At 36.9% G+C, this 18,396-nt stretch carries 17 protein-coding genes; 7 read left to right on the forward strand and 10 right to left on the reverse strand.

Annotation, left to right across the window (positions count from 1 at the left end; translation table 11 throughout):
- Positions 1 to 1,053 (reverse strand): efflux RND transporter periplasmic adaptor subunit, encoded by a 1,053-nt coding sequence (locus tag K322_RS0109700; protein ID WP_026626713.1) that lies wholly within the window; start codon positions 1,051 to 1,053, stop codon positions 1 to 3.
- A 173-nt stretch (positions 1,054 to 1,226) separates the two neighbouring features.
- On the opposite strand from K322_RS0109700, the gene K322_RS0109705 reads away from it, so the two are divergent.
- Both K322_RS0109705 and K322_RS0109710 read left to right on the forward strand, forming a co-directional pair.
- Entirely contained in the window at positions 1,227 to 2,111 is an 885-nt protein-coding gene (locus K322_RS0109705; protein WP_026626714.1) for an AraC family transcriptional regulator, read from the forward strand.
- A 277-nt stretch (positions 2,112 to 2,388) separates the two neighbouring features.
- On the forward strand, positions 2,389 to 3,651 hold the full coding sequence (locus K322_RS0109710; protein ID WP_087880859.1) for a site-specific integrase: 1,263 nt from the start codon (positions 2,389 to 2,391) through the stop codon (positions 3,649 to 3,651).
- On the opposite strand, the gene K322_RS0109715 is transcribed toward K322_RS0109710, so the two are convergent.
- The 9 genes from K322_RS0109715 to K322_RS0109750 all read right to left on the reverse strand — a co-directional run bounded on the left by K322_RS0109715 (position 3,648) and on the right by K322_RS0109750 (position 13,122).
- The gene (locus K322_RS0109715; protein WP_026626716.1) at positions 3,648 to 6,425 is read right to left on the reverse strand and encodes an N-6 DNA methylase; all 2,778 of its coding nucleotides are present in this window, start codon (positions 6,423 to 6,425) and stop codon (positions 3,648 to 3,650) included. The two genes, K322_RS0109710 and K322_RS0109715, sit on opposite strands and share 4 nt — an antisense overlap.
- The gene (locus K322_RS19080) at positions 6,406 to 7,689 is read right to left on the reverse strand and encodes a DNA methyltransferase (RefSeq protein WP_084158556.1); all 1,284 of its coding nucleotides are present in this window, start codon (positions 7,687 to 7,689) and stop codon (positions 6,406 to 6,408) included. Before K322_RS19080 ends, K322_RS0109715 begins: the two co-directional genes overlap by 20 nt.
- Positions 7,690 to 7,765: 76 nt before the next feature.
- Positions 7,766 to 8,188, reverse strand: a complete 423-nt coding sequence (locus K322_RS0109725; protein ID WP_026626717.1) for a hypothetical protein — start codon at positions 8,186 to 8,188, stop codon at positions 7,766 to 7,768.
- Positions 8,172 to 9,113 (reverse strand): relaxase/mobilization nuclease domain-containing protein, encoded by a 942-nt coding sequence (locus K322_RS0109730; protein WP_026626718.1) that lies wholly within the window; start codon positions 9,111 to 9,113, stop codon positions 8,172 to 8,174. The genes K322_RS0109725 and K322_RS0109730 overlap by 17 nt, the downstream gene beginning before the upstream one ends.
- A gap of 4 nt (positions 9,114 to 9,117) precedes the next feature.
- Positions 9,118 to 9,417, reverse strand: a complete 300-nt coding sequence (locus K322_RS20830; protein WP_157279417.1) for a plasmid mobilization protein — start codon at positions 9,415 to 9,417, stop codon at positions 9,118 to 9,120.
- A gap of 140 nt (positions 9,418 to 9,557) precedes the next feature.
- On the reverse strand, positions 9,558 to 10,481 hold the full coding sequence (locus K322_RS19085; RefSeq protein ID WP_026626719.1) for a toprim domain-containing protein: 924 nt from the start codon (positions 10,479 to 10,481) through the stop codon (positions 9,558 to 9,560).
- Between the two features lie 236 nt (positions 10,482 to 10,717).
- Positions 10,718 to 11,926, reverse strand: a complete 1,209-nt coding sequence (locus K322_RS0109740) for a VapE domain-containing protein (protein ID WP_026626720.1) — start codon at positions 11,924 to 11,926, stop codon at positions 10,718 to 10,720.
- Between the two features lie 5 nt (positions 11,927 to 11,931).
- Positions 11,932 to 12,216, reverse strand: coding sequence for a MerR family transcriptional regulator (locus K322_RS0109745; protein ID WP_026626721.1), 285 nt, complete (start codon positions 12,214 to 12,216; stop codon positions 11,932 to 11,934).
- Positions 12,217 to 12,387: 171 nt separating this feature from the next.
- Positions 12,388 to 13,122, reverse strand: coding sequence for a hypothetical protein (locus K322_RS0109750; protein WP_157279419.1), 735 nt, complete (start codon positions 13,120 to 13,122; stop codon positions 12,388 to 12,390).
- A gap of 113 nt (positions 13,123 to 13,235) precedes the next feature.
- Here K322_RS0109750 and K322_RS0109755 point away from each other — a divergent pair, with 113 nt between their 5' ends.
- The 5 genes from K322_RS0109755 to K322_RS0109780 all read left to right on the forward strand — a co-directional run bounded on the left by K322_RS0109755 (position 13,236) and on the right by K322_RS0109780 (position 18,091).
- Positions 13,236 to 14,108, forward strand: a complete 873-nt coding sequence (locus tag K322_RS0109755) for a restriction endonuclease (protein WP_026626723.1) — start codon at positions 13,236 to 13,238, stop codon at positions 14,106 to 14,108.
- Between the two features lie 19 nt (positions 14,109 to 14,127).
- On the forward strand, positions 14,128 to 14,841 hold the full coding sequence (locus K322_RS20275) for a hypothetical protein (protein WP_051290744.1): 714 nt from the start codon (positions 14,128 to 14,130) through the stop codon (positions 14,839 to 14,841).
- Between the two features lie 9 nt (positions 14,842 to 14,850).
- On the forward strand, positions 14,851 to 15,150 hold the full coding sequence (locus K322_RS0109765; RefSeq protein ID WP_035331830.1) for a hypothetical protein: 300 nt from the start codon (positions 14,851 to 14,853) through the stop codon (positions 15,148 to 15,150).
- 634 nt (positions 15,151 to 15,784) lie between these two features.
- On the forward strand, positions 15,785 to 16,795 hold the full coding sequence (locus K322_RS0109775; protein WP_026626725.1) for an LLM class flavin-dependent oxidoreductase: 1,011 nt from the start codon (positions 15,785 to 15,787) through the stop codon (positions 16,793 to 16,795).
- Between the two features lie 300 nt (positions 16,796 to 17,095).
- Complete coding sequence (locus K322_RS0109780; protein ID WP_026626726.1) at positions 17,096 to 18,091, forward strand: acyl-ACP desaturase; 996 nt, start codon at positions 17,096 to 17,098, stop codon at positions 18,089 to 18,091.
- Positions 18,092 to 18,396 lie beyond the last annotated feature (305 nt).

The raw sequence follows: 18,396 nt of genomic DNA on the forward strand, positions 1-18,396 counted from the left end.
TTATTTAGCTGTTTTCACTGTTATTCCCGGGCTGATATTCTGATATCCGTCTATGATAAGATTATCTCCTTCCTTCAGTCCTTTTTCTATTACAACTCCGTTTCCGATAAGTTTACCTTGCGATATTTCGCGGTATACAGCTTTGTTTTGTTCGTCTTTTAACCAAACAAAGTGCTTACCCGAAAAATCAACTTGTATGGCTTTTAAGGGGACTATGATATTCTTCCGATCAGAAATACCTGATGGATTTATAAGATAAGCCTTACATACCATTCCTGGCATGATCCGCGAATTTGGATTATTTACCTGCACCTTTATATCATATGTGTGTGACACTGGATTAGCCGAAACTCCTTTTTCCATGATTTTACCTTCGAATTCAGCTTCATCCAATGCCGATATTTTTATGCGGCAGGCTTCACCTGGTCTTATTGCAGATATTTCATTTTCGGGAATAGCTATTTTTATTTTTACGACACTGATAGTAACCAGATTATAAACCGGCGCACCCGGTGCTACATTTGCACCTGCTTCCTGGTAACGTTGACTGATTACTCCAGATATCGGAGCATACAGATTACAATCCTGCAAGTTTTTGCGTGCAATCTGTTCGTTAGACTGTGCCTGCTCCAGGCGTGTCTTAGCTTCTATGTATTTTATCTCGGGAAGGCTGTTGTTTTCATAAAGGACTGACAATCGGTTATATGCATCCTGAGCCTGATTGAGAGTTGCTTTTGCCGCATTATGCATACTTTCTATTGAGTTTGTATTCAATCGGGCCAATAATTGCCCTTTTCGAACACCCTGCCCTTCCTGTGCATATACTTGTTCAATATTTCCATTCATCTGAAAACTGACATCAACGGCATTCTCTCCTTCTACTGTTCCTATATACTCCTGCTGATAAATATCATCACTATACTTTATTGTTTGTACTTTTACAAGAACAGTTCTTACATCCTGTTCTTCACCCTTCTTAAAAGAGCAGGATACCAATCCTAAAATAAGGACAATCACCACCATTTTATTCAACAACAATTTTACTTTACTCATAATTTTCATTCAAAAAAAATAATTTTTACGACTATCTGTTTATGTCGCAAATATCTCCCTATAATATGGTTTTATCTGAATCAATACTACGACAAAAATGTTCATAACTTCGCTTTTTGCTTTTTCTATGGATTTTATTTCTATTTTTAGAATTAAAATAAACAGATTGAGTTATGTCTAAAGAAAACTATGCTAAAATATCGGTGAATGATTTTGAAGATCAGGCTACCTCTCAAGGCATTAAGAATTTCGTTATATCAGATGACACAGCAAATATTCAAGACTATCCCTTCGATTTCAGGTATCCGCATATCGTGGAAGGAATAGCATTTGCCATCTGTGTGAAGGGAACAGGACGAATTAAGATCAACTTACGAGAATATAAGGTCGAACCCTGTACAATAATGCTTATCCTTCCGAATTATATTTTAGAGTTATTGGAACAAAGCGATGACTTAACCATTGAGTTCTTGCTGTTTTCATTTGACTTTATTTCCGATATTAAATTGATTGCAGATGTTGATACGCCTAAAAAAATAGATCAGAAGCCTTGTCTGAAGATTAGTGAAGAAGCAACAACCGACCTTTTGGAATTTCATGCATTCATCGTAAAACGCTACAAAAAGACAGACATTCTTTATAGGGAAGAAATCGCACGAAGCTTACTCCAAACATTAATATATGAAGTTTTACAATTGTATCAGGACAAGAAAACCGAATCAGGAAACAAGCCGCTTACACGGAAGGAAAAACATTTGCACAACTTCGTAAGCTTATTATTTGAATATCATATGAAGGAGAGAAGTATTGCTTTCTATGCAGATAAAATGTTTATCACTCCTAAATACTTATCACGGGTTGTGAAAGAGACAAGTGGAGTGGATATTCAGCAATGGATTGACGATATGGTAATTATGGCGGCCAAAGCGTTGCTTAAAAGTTCAAATATGACCATTCTGCAAATATCTGAAGATATGAGTTTCGCAAATCCGTCATTTTTCGGAACTTATTTTAAAAAGAGAACAGGCATGACCCCTGTCCAATATCGGGAAAGTTAAGGTAACAGATGATTTACTAAAAGGAATCAAAAAAACTCACATCAGAGTCTGAACAAGAAAAGTCCTGTATTCTATTGAATAACAGGACTCTTCTTTGATTTTCTAAATCTTTTTGGCGGTATGGACGGGACTCTATTCATTTTTCCACAATTTCCAATAGTTTCTAATAATTGCTTATTATCAATATATTGCAAAATTTTATTTCTAATATTTTTTGGCTATTTCGAATAGTTTTTATAGATTTGCAACACAAATACAACACAATAAATTTAGCGGTATGGCAAATTTATATTATCCCTACATCAAACCCAATTACGTCGCTGGCGACGGAAAGACTCCTTTGTATGTGCGTTATAACTACAATCGCACAAAGCGCACACTTATATCTACCGGATATACTATCAAGCCCGACCATTGGGATGATAAAAAGCGTTGGATAAAACGAGCTTGTCCGGAATTTGAGGAGATTGATTCTGCTCTGACGAAAATAACATCGAAGTTGGGAGAGATACTAACTTATGCCAAAGACAATGGTATAGACCCTATTGTTGATTTTGTGTTGCTCGAACTGGAAAAGAACCGAGAATACGAACAACGCTCTAATCGGGTAAACATGTTCGATACATTGGAGCTTTACATTGAAGAGAAAAAAGGCAAGGTGTCTGCCGACCAAATAAAGGACTATAAATCACTGAGAAAGCATCTAACCAATTTTAAGGAGCATTCATCTCAACCGGTTACATTCCGAAATCTTAATCTGAAATTCTATAATGAATTTATGGATTATCTTTTCTATAAGGCAGAGAAACCGGACGGAACGATTGGGTTACTAACCAACTCTGCGGGAAAGGTTATTAGATTATTAAAAGGATTCGTTAATTACCAAATAGCTAAAGGAACTATTCCTGCGGTTGACCTTAGTCATTTTAAGGTTGTTGAAGAAGAAACAGATGCTATTTATCTAAGTGAGAATGAACTTGCCAAGATTTATAATCTTAAGCTATCAGATGACAAGGAACTGGAAGAGATTCGGGATATATTTATTGTAGGCTGTTATACAGGTTTACGATACAGCGACCTATCTACACTTAGCCCGGAACATATTGATGTCACTAATGAAACTATCAGCTTAAAACAGAGGAAAGTCCACAAGGCTGTTATCATTCCGATGATTGACTACGTGCCGAATATCTTAGAAAAATATAATTACGACTTGCCAAAAGTTCCCAGCTATAAATTCAATGAACGTCTAAAGGAACTTGGCAAGAAAGCCAAACTAAAACAAAAGGTAGAAGTCGTCCGTAAGAAAGGGAATCTTCGGGTAAAAGAAGTCCATGAGAAATGGGAAATGATGTCTTCACATACTTGTCGCCGATCATTCTGTACCAATATGTATCTATCCGGCTTCCCTGCCGAAGAACTTATGCGAATATCCGGACATAAAAGCCCTGCAGCCTTTATGCGATATATTAAGGTCGATAATATGCAGGCGGCGAACAGATTGAAAGAACTTAGACAAAAGTTGTCTAAACAAACTTAGCTATCAATCAACACTTCCTTAACCGCAAATCTGATTTTATAGAGATGTAAGAGTGATTTTTTGATAGACTCATAATATTCTTGAATACCATATATCTCGAATAGCATCATTTCAAAATTCACTCTATCTACCTGTTCCATTTCCTGTTCCAAATTCAATCTATCTCTCCTCATGATTGGAGCAAAAGCCTCGATTATACGTGCCTTGTCTTCGGAAGATAATATGTCAGGATTGAGCATTTTGAAATCCGATTCGAATTTGGTCGCTCTTAAATCTAATGCTCCAAGACCCCTTCCAAATCCCATGCACTCAATAAAGAACATACTTAAAATGCTATTAAAGAGTGCGAGGAATAACGATTTATCCTCTCCTCGATACTCTTCTTTCAATGATAAGCCGATTAATCTCTGGTCTATAAAAGATCGTTCCTGAAGCATTGGGATAAACAAACTCTTATCATAGTTAACATTCGCAACAAAATCAGCCATATTATCGGTTTTCATCTCATACCAATACATATTAGCTCGCTGAAGTGACTGTGTTAAGGGAACTCCTGTTTCATTAACTTGATTTTCAAAATGTCGAATCCAATTCAATGCCCCAACATGATTCAACTCTTCAAGTTCCTGAATACTTCGAGAACAGCAGAATGCATCTTTATTTGTGGTACAAGTTAATGCTGTTGTTTGTCTCAGATTTTTAAGAACTGGTTTAATATATTCTTCCTCAATTTCATGCCCTTCAGCAGGATAAAACAACTCATTCCAACCTCGCCTTTCACCTCTTGTAAAATCAAAAAATTGATTACAACTCACAATCTGATCAGCGATCTCAGGTAGCCAGGTTATTTCAGCAAAGTACGCACACCATGGAATTCCAATAGACTCAAACTCGTGAATATTAGCAACTGTATATTGCTGATTAGTTAAATGTCGGTTTTCTCCATTCACGAGAATTGCATCTGCTACTTGTCGTGTGTCATTTACGTTTTCGATGAACTCATTCAGTGTTGTAAATGTTATAGTTCTATCCCTATCTTCTTCTGCTCCCACAGCATTTTTCTTAGTGGCAGTTATTATAGTCGTTACTACTTCTGCATTATGAAACCATTTGCCTTTACCTGAAATAACTATATTTTCAATACTGTAGAATTGTTGGAATAATCTTAGGAAAATATCGCCATAATCTGTCCCCATCCATGCATTAGATAAAATAAAGCCGACTTTACTTTCTTCTCCTAATATTCTGTAAAGGTAGAAAGGGATATAGGCAAAGATATCACTTTTGCCACTTAGAGATAGATCTAGCCCTGTCTCATTTCTTATCCATGTATTTATATCCGCTATGTCTGGATTTAATTCTTTAATAGCCTTTTCTCGTATGAAAGGTAAATTAGATACAATATAGTTCATATAAGGTAGTTCCTTTTCTACCTCCGCTCCATCATTCGGATTATGAAACTTGATTCTTTGGCCAACATTTAGTTCTATTACATCTGAACTGAAAATATTAACTATTTCGCCTATATTATCAGGTTTTGAAAGAGTTAGTGTTGCAAGCTGTATCGGAAATGAATGCTTATCTGAAGCCCATATTGATGATAGAATTTCATTATGCGGGATATCATATTCCTCTTTCAGCAAGTAAGCCTGATTAATAATAGTCCCGGTTCCACAGCATGGATCAAAAACATTTAATTCCTTATTCTCTATTGTTAACCGCACAAGCAGGCTAGCCAAATTTACTGGTGTTGAAAATTGGCCAGCCACCTTTCTTTTTGCGGCATCAATTGACGATTGCAACAATACATGTAACACCTCAATATCAATATCTTGGATGTTTATAGTTGTAAGATACTGACTAATTTGTATGAGTTGCGCCCAAGCAGTAGATGAAATACACTCTTGAGCTAAGTTTTTGTTGAATATATTCCAGAAATCACAATTAGTCGATATATCAGAAATTATTTGTTCCGCTTCTGCAATACTAGTTGCATCAGTTATTGTTTCTATAGAGCGGGCTTCATTGAAGTAGCGTTTCAATATATGAGCGAAGACAATCTTAATAACCCAATCAGTCAAGATAACTTTTGACAAAGTTGGCAGTTGATGTGGTTTATCACTTTCTTTTGATGGATTATAGCCGTATTCAGATGCAGAGGAAAGCCACCATTGATTAATCTCGGCCGCAAACCTTGCGCTAGCTCTCATTCGCAGCTTCAAATTACCCACAGTGGATGCTACATTCTCTAGAATTACATCAATTACAGTATCTACCGCTAATATTTCGAATGCCGTATCGCTAATCTCTCCTGCTTCGAAAAAATTATTTAAATCTTCCAGGATTTGATGCAGCAATGCCTTCCATAAAGCTTCTTTTGGTTTTACTTCATTCCTATTATTTATGTCGATACTATCCCAAGTCTTATATATAGAGAAAGACTCCCCATCTTTAACATATAATGCAGCGGTCTTAACATTCCAAACAAGAAAACTATCACGTTTAAGAATTCTTGCCTTTTTCTTTGCATTATCAATTAAATCTGGGTCATTAATCGCTGTATCAGGCATTTTCAGCTCCCATCCATGAAGAATATCCTCTTTGTCAGTATCTTTGAAGAGCAATACATCAGGAAATAAGCTCGATTTGTTTTCATTAATAGTATTTTCTCCTCCTGCGCTTTTAAAATACCATCGTTTTCTTGATAGATATAGGCAAATTTCTGAAATGACATCAATCGCCCAACTACGTTCGTTATAATTTATTTTCGCCATAATATTGATAATCAGCAATAAGTTTTGTTTCTTTATATAATACTTTATGATATTCTGCGATTGGCTCTTGAAATAATTTTAAAGTCGCATCTTCTATTTCTTTTCTTTTTAGTGCTTCCTTTATTCTATTGATGCTGATTTCAACATAATCGACAATATCAACCTTATGCAATAAAGCATTTTCATTTTTTTCAATGCCAATGAATTGTCGATTTTCAAGCAATGCAGAGACTAGAAAACTACCACTTCCACAAGCATTATCCAAAACAATATCTCCAGGCTTCGTATATGTTTTTATTAAATATCGACCTAATTCCACTGGTTTTTGTGTCGGGTGCACCACTGGTCCTTCACTTTCTGCCGTTTTAATATAAATATAATCATCAACAGGTACATCATCATAAAAAATAACATCATTAGGGTATCGCTTCCCGTTACTTTTTACATGTTTAGGCTTAAAATCACCATAACTACCTGTATTTTGATCTTTTCTGACCCCTTTGTCATAGGGTTCTCCATCAGTCATTTGAGGATTATATGTTGGCTGCTTTTTGTAAAAGATACAAACATCTTCATGCTTTCTAAGAGGTTGTTTCTTTGCATTGAGAAAATTTGTTGGTTTAGATTTTATCCAAACAATCTTATATTTAAACAATTTCTCATTACTACATATGAGTTTAGCGGTAAAAACACCTTGAGCTGTTAGAGCAATTACTCCATCATCTTTTATTATTCGTTCATATTCTGTCCATAATTCTTCTAAATTGATAACAGAATCCCATTTATTTTGCGTTGTCCCATATGGAAGGTCGCATAAAATCATATCAATAGATTTATCTGGAATAATTTGCATAACCTCTAAACAGTCACCCTGTATAACCTTATTAACTATACTGTTGATATCCTGTAGCTGCTTGGGATTCCCATTTAATTCATAGGAAAATTCTTTTTTATTTGTAGTATAATATTTGATTTTTGATTCCGCAACTTTCAATGTTTCAATGTCAACATCCTCCTCTATAATCCTATAGGCAAATTGATCACTCAAGAATTCAGCCAGTAGTTTTTTCTCATCTATAATAAAAAAAGAAGCGATGTTTCTTATTTGTTGTCTTGTTGGCAACCTTTCGTTTCTCTCTATTTTTGCAAGTAGAGAAGAGTCTATGCTTATATTTGCTGAGACATCTTTCAAGCTAAAACCTGCAGTTTCCCTTAATCTCCTAAGGTGCTCACCAAAAGTAATGTTTTGATTTATATTATTCATTATGATTCGATATTTTCAGCAAAGGTAGTAAATAAAACCACAATTGGACAAATTTTGTCCACAATGTTTTCTTTATCTATTTTTCCGGTTTCATTTCCTCATACATTTGATACCAATACACCGCTTTCTCTTTCCATTCCCTATATTCATGTATGAAATATCCGGAAAGAAATGCCGATGCCAGTGTGATAACCCACATAGCAATATACCATTTCAAGCCTTTAGATGGCTGTTTGACTTTTCGGAGCTTATTCTCCATTTCGTTGATGAAGTTCCGGTTCAGTTGCTCAAACTTAGCCGTATCAATTGAAATCCGTCTCTCGTATAGGATATTCACGCTCTCCCTGACTTGGCTTGCCGCTTCATCGTTCGTCTGAGATATTTCCCGAAGTCGGTCGATTTGAGCGGACAGGATGTTATCTACTGTTTCGCGGGAAATATCTTCCTTGCCTGCGAACTTATTTCTTCGCTTGGTAGGTTTATTATTGCTGTCGTCCATAATATCGTTTTTTAGTTTTCTTCTTTTTATGTTTCAATGTATTATCATCTTCTTCAGGACTATGTCCATTGGGAGTAAGCAGATCGGCCAATAGCGAAGCAATACTGGGGCTTACTCCCGAATAGGATTGTTGATTGCCTACATCTTGGTTGTAGTTCTGCTGAACCTGTTGCGAATGGCTCTCTCCCGGTGAAGAAGAAAAGTTCTTGGTAAGCGAACGAAATCCGAACTCCTTTCCGATTTCTGAAGCCTTGAATGTCTCCCCCTCGTAAGTGAACCGAATGCCATAGATCTTGCCCTGTTTATTCTTTGCGGGTTCAATGCTGATACCCTCTTCCTCCAATCCATGCAAAAAGTCCTCTAAACTCGCATTTCTGAATAATTCATAATAAGCAATCTTTTGGAGCTTCTCTTTTGTCTGCTGACGTGCCGGGTCTGCATAGGTTTCCTGATGCTCTTTTTGTTTCTGAACATCTTTGGCAATCGTTAATCCCATTTCACGGCTTATCTCTTCCGCTATTTTTGCCGAACGATTACTCATAAAGGTGGTGTCGAATACTTTACTATCAACCCCGATACGGTTTGCTATCAAATGGATATGCGGTTTTCCGGTGTCTTTATGGGTACAGGCTATCCATTGATTATTCAGCAACCCCATTTTATTGGCGAATGTCCGAGCAATCTTAATCATATCTCCCGGCTTTAGCTTGTCTATATCCTTTGGAGATATGCCTATCTCGTAACGCATATACTTGTTTTTACATCGGTAGTTGTGCTGATTAACCATTTCAAACTCCCGGAGAATGTCGACAGGCGTATCACTCTCAATCATGTTCCTGCCGACTATCTTATCCAGTTTGCCCTCACGCAAGGCGTATTCAATCGCATTGCCTCCGTGTGCTATCGCTTTTCCTTTTCCAATCATACGCTTAGAAGAATCGGTTATACAATTGCCGGGATTGTTCCAGATACTCCGCAATGGCAACGACTAATTGCGGGTCTTTGTTTCGTATCAGGTTGGAGAGCCGGGAAATGGCATTATTATGTTCTTTCAGTTCCCGGAAGTATGCTATTTCTGTCGGGCTTAGCTTCGGGCTGGCAAGTATCCGACCGGTCAGGCATTGCTTCCGACAATACTCGGAAAGGCTTACCCCCGACCTTTTAGCCATGCCCTCGATTCTCTCTTTTTCTGATTTAGTACAACGAAATTTTATATAGCTATTTTTCATTTTTATCTGATTATATGAATTAAAAACTGTCGAGAGCGAAGCGATTGCAGTTCCCCCGCCAGCGAAAGCGGTTCAGGCGGCAAGCGCAGTTTGTGGTAACAAACTGACGTCTTGCAATGCACTTCGCGCATAGGGTAGCACTACAACCCGCGCCCTTTCTTTCTCATTGGAATCTGCCGTTTAAATGAGGAGACGGCATTGTTCTCTCCGACCTCTTTTTTCGGCTTGGACTTATCCCGCCAGTAATCGTTCAGGTCTTTATGGTTTCGATAGAAAACAGACTGGTCGATTACTTCTTTACCTACCGGGCTTAAACTCTGAACAGCCCGCTTTCCGGCTTCATCGTTATCAAAGAAGGCGTGTATTGTTTGGTGGGTTTGAAGAAACGGAATCGCTTTCGGAAGATTGGCGATTGAGTTTAATATCGCCGAATCGATTTTTGGCGAAACATTCTGTTTTAATGAGAGATAAGAGAGAAAATCCATAAAACCCTCGAATACCATAACCGAATTGCTACCGTTGTTTATAATCGTGATATTCTTCGGGGTGGTACTTCCTTTGAAATATCTGTTCCGGAGCTCCCAGCCTCCGGCATCGTTCCGAAAGCCAACAGCAAAATAAGGTTTGTCCGCAATGGAATAATGGACTTCCGAACAATGGTGCTTTGCAATATCGGTATCTATACCACGCTCTTTCAGGTAATCAAGTAAAGCGGAATGATTGAGCGGTTGTATATCGGTAATGGTTAGTGCCGATTCTCGGTTTGTCGGTTTCGAAGAAACCTCCGGAATGTTATTCCGATGAAAGGAAAAAGAGTTTTCCAACTGCCGGAATGCTTCTGCCAGCGAACAATTCTCTAATTTCATCACAAGGTCAACTATTGAACCGCCCTCATCCGCTCCGAAGTCGTACCATAAATCTTTGTCGTAATCGACTTTGAAACTCGGGTTATTGTCATCCCTCAAAGGAGAGATATACATTCCATAATATCCCCGGTCTTTTACGGGATGGATTCCTTTATTATCAAGGTATTGTTTTATACTGATATAATTTGAATTTTTCATTTTCTTATTTTTTAGCTGTTTTACTTACTACATAAGTCAATCTGTTTATCACGCTGATAATCAATTATATTTATGTAGTATGATTCTTTTCTGTAGTAACTACTACTTTGTAGTAAGGTAGTAGGATGAGAGTAAGATGCGGATTTTGCTTCTTACTACGTCTTAATCCCTTTTCTTTCATTGGAATATATAGGATTGTAGTAAGGTAGTAAGAAGAATAAGCCATATCTGTATTTCTATATATCACGGTCGTAGAATGGATTCGGCATGATTTTCTTTATCCGGTAGCATTGAATCGGATTAGCTCCTTTCGTCAATCGTTTGGATAGTCGGTCAAATTCCGCTTTACGCAAGGCTTCCCCCATTCGCTTTTCGGACATCTTGACCAAAGTATATGCCTGTAAGTAGCTTAATACCTCAGAAGTCGTCATATAACATTCTTCATCAGCTTCCGGCTTCTCGAATCCTTTCAATAGCATTTCATATTCGGCCGTCTGTACATGGAATTGTTGGCTGAGCCTGTGCAGTTCCGCGATCTCTTCCTCGACAAACCAATAACGATAGCCGTTATCCAGTAGCCACATCACTTCAGAGAATACATTATCCATATTGATTTGTTCCGCTGTCTTGATGTCGATGCTGAGAACCTCGAACGGTAAGAACCTACGGCTTCCGGTCGGGTCGGTTAGAAAATCATTACCGTTGACCGATGCCATAAAGCTGGCTAAATGAGGGTATTCTTCGATATACACATCATAAGGTCGACGGTATTTAACTGCCGGAGTCGTTATCAGGTTCTTCAATTCGTTTTCATCCCGCTTGTTCAAGGCTTTCAACTGGTCATCGATATTGATAAACAGGTATTCGGCAATCATTGTCAGTACATCTTTATTCTGCGGGTCTATCTTTCCGGTAAACAGATAGCTTTTTAACGACTGCGGGCAGAGATGGTCTAACCATGTTGTTTTGAACCGCCCCTGCTCTCCAGTCAAAACCAAACAAGTATGGTTTTGACAGCCTACATCTTCTAGCGCATTGGCACTCACACCCATTAACCATTTGGTTAGGTATTCATTCCATTTTTCAGGGTTGGCGGTGGTTACGGTCTGCGCTAATTGAGAAATGTATTGGTTTTTGTCAGGTTCAAGACGTGGTAATTGCCGAAAATAGTCTTTTACTGGATGCACCTTTGGCGAAAAGTCACTTTCAAGAATGGTTCGGATGTTCTCTGCCGATGTAGAAATGCCCAGTTCGGTATCAATCCGCCGTTTGAACGAATTGAGGGCAAACTTGGTAACAGGCTGAAACGGATAATTGCTGTTCTTTATTCGATACTCCGGTTTGGATTTTATCACATTGAAACGGAAATCGTACTTCTCCTGAAAGTGTACCTCAATCCGTTCGTTCTTGGATTGGCGGACGGAAGAATCTGTTTTCTTTTTCATCGGAATCAAGATTCTTCTGTCGTTCTACATCGGTTTAGGATAAAGTTTAGAATCTCCTCCTTATTATAGAAAATCAACTTTTCGCCGAAACGGTATTCTTTATAATGACCGAGTCGGGCATATTTGCGGACGGTAGGCGCAGAGGCTTTCAGAAGTTTGGTTGCCTCTTTCATCTTGATTAGGTTACTCATCGCCTTATCAACCGGCGACACTTGCTCTTCAGGAATACTGTTCTCAACAGCTTCCTCATTTTCTGAATTTCTCCAGAATTGATAAAATTTCTTCTTCATCTTTCGAATAATTTACGTTAATCGGAAGACAAATGTATATAACAAAATCTCTATAAATAAGCAACTTGCGCTATCGGGACAACATAGGACAACCTCTCACAGAATGGGACAAGTCCACTTGCTATGACAAGAGTAAAATAAGGAGGATAAATAGAAAATAAGGGGAGAATATCAGGCTTTAACCGATAGGTTTTCCATATCCTTTTTGATGATGGGAGTCACTTTCTCAAGCCCGATTTCGGAATAGAATTCCCGGATAGTATCCAAATGCTTTAGAAGAGTTTTGCTATCTACGTTACTACGGTTCAATGAGGGATTGGCGTGTAGTTTCGTATCGGACGGAGCTATTTTTTCTCCGATAAGCGTTTTCCATGCTAGTAATCTATCTTCGGGAGTGTATGCCGGGATAAGTTCCGAAGCTAATAGATAGCCGAAAATACGGTCACCTAATTGCTTACGACCTTTTATAGAATAACATTTGAGAATTTTATCTTTTACTACTTGTATCGTATCTTCTTTTGTTAAGTTGTTGATTTGTGTAAGAGGAGATATGCCATATAATATGGATTTTATAGCTTCATCAGATATATCATCCTGCATGAATAGCTTCTCTACTTCTTCACGCTTATTTCTTATTATCTCAGCTATATGTTTTTGTTCTCTACCTGTTCCAAAAAGCAAATTAAAAAAAGGAATGATGCTGGATATCTTTAGCACCGTATTGGTTTCTTCGGAAATTTTAGCACAGTCATCTAAAAAAACGCTTAAGTCTGTTATTTTTCCCTTGTTATATTGCAACTTAAAACTGGCATAATAGAATTTTAGGATGGAAACATCAGATGTTCCCAGCAAATTCTCATTATACATTTTACGATACCTACTCATATAATCCCAAATTGGATTCACAAAAATAAGCAGTTTTTGTGTAATTACCAGTAATTACCCATGAGGATTATGCTGTTTCCCCTAAAAACCATAAATTATTCGTAAATTGCAGCGATTTAAATTCTTAGAACAATATGGGAAGGAAGAAAACAAATGACAGAGTCCCTACTTATGATAAACTATTAGTTCCGACGCTGAAAGCCTTGAAACTATTAGGTGGCTCCGGTTCTATCGAGGAAATTAATGAGAAAGTATATGAGATAGCTAATCTTGACGAAGAAACATTAAGTATTCCTCATAAAGAGGGTGGAATGCAAAGCAAAGTTGATTATAGACTTGCTTGGGCAAGAACCTATCTTAAGAAGTATGGATTGATCGAAAATTCATCAAGAGGAATCTGGGTGTTGATAAATAATGATATAAATCCAGATTCCTTCAAATCAAATGAGATTGTAAAAAAGGTAAGGGCTGATGATAAGAGGGATGAAAAAGAACTTATTCCCTTAGATAAATTAGATACGGTTGTTGAAGACGAAACTGATGAATTAAATTGGAAAGAAAATCTCTTAAAGGTTGTTCAAAGTATTGAACCATCAGCATTCGAGAGACTTTGCCAAAGAATATTAAGAGAAAGTGGATTTGTTCAGGTTGAAGTTACTGGAAAATCCGGAGATGGAGGCCTTGATGGTAAAGGCATTGTCAGACTAAATGGATTTCTAAGCTTTCATGTTTTCTTTCAATGCAAAAGATTTAAGGATTCAGTAGCATCAAGTTATATTAGAGATTTTAGAGGAGCAATGCAGGGAAGAGCTGATAAAGGATTGTTTATAACCACTGGAAAATTTACACGTGAAGCATTAAAAGAAGCATCAAGAGATGGTGCGCCTCCAATAGATTTAATAGATGGTGATTTGTTGTGTGAGAAATTGAAGGAATTTAATCTTGGGGTTAAAACTGAATTAATAGAAGAGGTAACTATCAATCCTGAATGGTTTGAAAAAATTTAAGCTAATAATCTGATATACGATGATGAAAAAAGAAGATAAGAAAATATGTTTTGTGATATCCCCCATTGGAGAGGGAGGTTCTGAAACCAGAACCCGTTCGGATCAAATATTAAAACACATCATTACGGAACCAGTATCGCAATTAGGATATGAAGTTATTAGGGCTGATAAAATCTCTGAACCAGGAATTATTACAACCCAAATTATTGAATACATAGTAGATGCAGAGCTTGTAATTGCAGATTTAACTGAACATAATCCAAATGTGTTTTATGAATTGGCAATTAGGCATGCAATGAGGAAACCACTCGTCCAAATAATAAGAAAGGGTGATATTATCCCTTTTGATGTTGCCGCGACAAGAGTAATACAATTTGACCTCCTTGATTTGGATAGCGTTGCAGCTGCAAAAGAAGAAATATCATCGCAAGTAAAATCTATTGAATCTATTGAAACAGGAGGTAACGAAGTTCAAAACCCTATATCTGTATCCTTAGACTTAAAGGTTTTGAAAGAAAGTGGAGACGCAGAGGAGCGGTCTTTGGCTGATATTGTTGAAGCAATTTCCGACTTACGATTAGCCGTTGCTGGTATAGATAAAGGATTACAGTCCTCTAAATTAACGGAAGAGTTGAAAACTAAGATAGAAGCATTACCTTCTTTAATTGATAATAGATTATATGACCCCGAAAGAAGGAGGCGAAGGAAATTTCATCCAATGATGTTAGATTAAATAATGCATATGGAAATGAAAGAAGAAAATCCAGCCATAAGTTTTTTGATGATGATTAGCTTATTCAAGGATGATTTTCCTTGGATATATGAGATTGGGCTTGAAACTTATAAGGTTCTTAAATCTTCAAAATCCAAATCAGAAAAAGAAAAATCTCTTAAAACCTTCGAACGCTCATTGGAGATGCTTGGACATCCAATGTATAGGGAAATATTCGGTAAATCAGAAGAATTATATATGTTTAGTAAAGATATGAGGCATTATACACGCCGTTATTTGGAACGATATTATCAAGAAGAACTGAAATAATTTCCTAAATTAACTTGTTCTGCTAATATTTCCCTGTGTTGCACAATGGCGGGAAAGGAATGGGACAAATGCGAATTTGCAACACAAATGCAATACAGTAAAAAACAAAAGCCTGTCAATCAATCGATTAACAGGCTTTTCTGCGGTATGGACGGGATCCATTATTTTTTAGTTAAATAGCTACATTTCAAATATTTGCTTCACTCGTTTTTTCTAAGGTGAACACTTTAGGATATTTCAAAATATCACATTTTGTCTTACTATTGAACACACTTGTCCGTACATTAATTACTCATTACAAATATAATATATTTTAATTGCATACTAAAGCTTAAAGAATTAATAAGTATTATCTTTTCAATCTATGTACTCGTATAGCCTACAATATCAATTGGTATTCTTATCCTAAATGCTATTTTCTCTAGCCTTTGTTTAAAACTGTTTTAGATTATGAACTGTTATATACAAACACAAAGGCTTGGGTATAGTTTACTACGACCAAGTTAGGACCTAAAGTTGTTGGGCTAAAGCAGTACATATGCTGTAAACCACATGAAGTAAAGGATCTCTTTAATGTAATAAATCCCTGATATAATAAGATAACAGGCTTTATAAAGATTTAATAGCTGAAAAAATGAACAATAGTATTAGTATTTCTTTATTAGATTTGGGTATAGTAGTAGAAGGGCAGGATATTCCAGATGCACTTAAAGAAATTGTATACAATGCACAACATATTGAATCGCTCGGATATAAAAGAATTTGGATAGCTGAACATCATAATACGGCAAGTGCTTCTACAGCTGCCACCGCAGTATTGATAGGCCATATTGCTGAAAAAACAACTACATTGAGAGTCGGTTCCGGGGGTATTATGCTTCCTAATCATACACCTTTAGCTGTTGCTGAACAGTTTGGTACACTGGATATTTTATATCCGGACAGGATTGATCTAGGATTAGGGCGGGCACCGGGAACAGATCAATTAACAGCTGCTGCTTTGAGGCGTAATAACTTATCTACGACATATCATTTTCCAGAAGATGTTAAAGCTTTACAACAATATTTCAGTAAAGAGAACAGCAGTTCAAAAGTCCGGGCTTTTCCGGGAGAAGGACGGAATGTTCCCATTTGGATATTGGGATCCAGTACAGACAGCGCTTACCTTGCTGCCGAATTAGGACTACCCTATGTTTTTGCTTCACACTTTGCTCCGGCGCTTTTATTGACGGCAATAGACATTTATAAAAAGAATTTCAAACCCTCTAGATATCATAAAAGACCTTACCTAATGGTGGGTGCGAATATAGTTGTAGCCGAGACAAACGATGAAGCTACCTTGCTGGGGACTAGCTTACAACAACTTATGTTTGGTCTTGTTACGGGGAACCCAACTAAACTACCGCCACCTGTAAAGAAAATGCCTTTGGCTTTTTTCCGTCCCGATGTGAAACAGTCTTTATATAATATGATGGCCTGCACATTTTGTGGCGATAAAGAAAGAGTAAGGAGTCAGGTAATAGATTTTATGGAAAAGACTGGCGCTGATGAACTATTTATTACCAATTACATATATGATAAAGAAGCCCGTTTCAAATCATTTAAATTATTGGCGGAAGCTATGGAACTAAAATCGTCGCCATAATGAAGGATATAAATCAAACCATTTAATATTTCTACTCAACAGAAGAATTTACCATAAATCTTTTATAAAGAATCGTATCTAATGAAATTCATGGAAATCCATTTCAGCCGCTTACTTGTTAGTCGTTTAACTATTAATAAATGGTAGAAGATGACAAAATAAAGTAATTTACTATTAGGGCCTGGAAATAATTTTACCTTTACAATACACCAGCTTTTTACTGTAAAGGATATACCCTTCTCAGAAGCTTTTGAGAAAATGGAAAGATCAATAGTAGAAGGCATTAATTAATATAGTACAATGTCAATTATAAATATCCGTTTAGAAGTCATGCACTTCTTAGAAAAGAATGTAGATAATTTTATTACTCAGTTTCTGGTTCCTGTAGAAAAAATATGGCAACCGACTGATTATCTTCCTAACTCAGAGAAAGAAACTTTCTTCGAAGATGTAAAAGAATTACGCGAACTGGCCAAAGAGCTCCCTTATGACTTCTGGGTCGTATTGGTCGGGGACACCATCACCGAAGAGGCTTTGCCCACTTATGAATCGTGGTTAATGAATGTAGAAGGCATAGATAATATCGACGGCGAAAAACGCAATGGTTGGTCAAAATGGATCAGACACTGGACCGGTGAGGAAAACCGTCATGGCGATTTATTAAACAAATATCTTTATCTATCCGGCAGAGTGAATATGAGAGAGATTGAGCAAACCACACAACATCTCATCAATGACGGTTTTGATATTGGCACAGGAAGAGATCCGTACAAAAACTTTGTATACACCAGTTTTCAGGAATTGGCAACCTTCATTTCACACAATCGTGTAGCAGAAATAGCTAAAAAAATGAGTAATGAGAAATTGTCTAGAATGTGTAAACGTATTGCAAGTGACGAAATGAGGCATCACCATGCTTACAGTGAATTTGTAAGGCGCATATTTGAGGTAGACCCGAGTGAAATGATGCTCGCTTTCCAGTATATGATGAAACAAAAGATAGTTATGCCTGCTCACTTCCTTAGAGAGTCGAAAGAGAAAATAAGTACTGCCTTCGAACAATTTTCAAATGCTGCACAGCGCATCGGGGTATATACTGCCACTGATTATGTAGATATTATACAAAAACTGATAGATAAATGGCAGATAGATAAAATTTCGGGATTAACAGACGAAGCAGAACGTGCCCGCGATTTTCTGATGAAGCTTCCTGTACGTATGTCTAAGATATCAGAACGATTGGTTATTCCTGTCGATTCTTATATTTTCAAATGGATACAACCTGCTGTGAAATAATATATTTATTACTAGTATAATAGGAAACCTCTTTACAGAAATTTCCTATTTTATTTCTGGATAATTTCTATTTTAGCGTATAACTATATTCTTCTCTTTGAATGATGGACAGACGAATGTAAACACTTGGAACATATCAACGCAAAATATATGGATGAACTCAAATATTATACAAGAACACATCTGCAAAAGCTACTCGAAGTAAAATATCCTATATCTGATTTTCCAAATAAAGGTTAACTCTATGATTAAAAAGAAACGGATGATAAATAATTTAATTTATTTACCCTCTGGAAATTAGATTC

The organism is Indolivaga capnocytophagoides DSM 22835 (assembly GCF_000426485.1).
Taxonomy (GTDB): Bacteria; Bacteroidota; Bacteroidia; order Bacteroidales; family Dysgonomonadaceae; genus Dysgonomonas_A; species Dysgonomonas_A capnocytophagoides.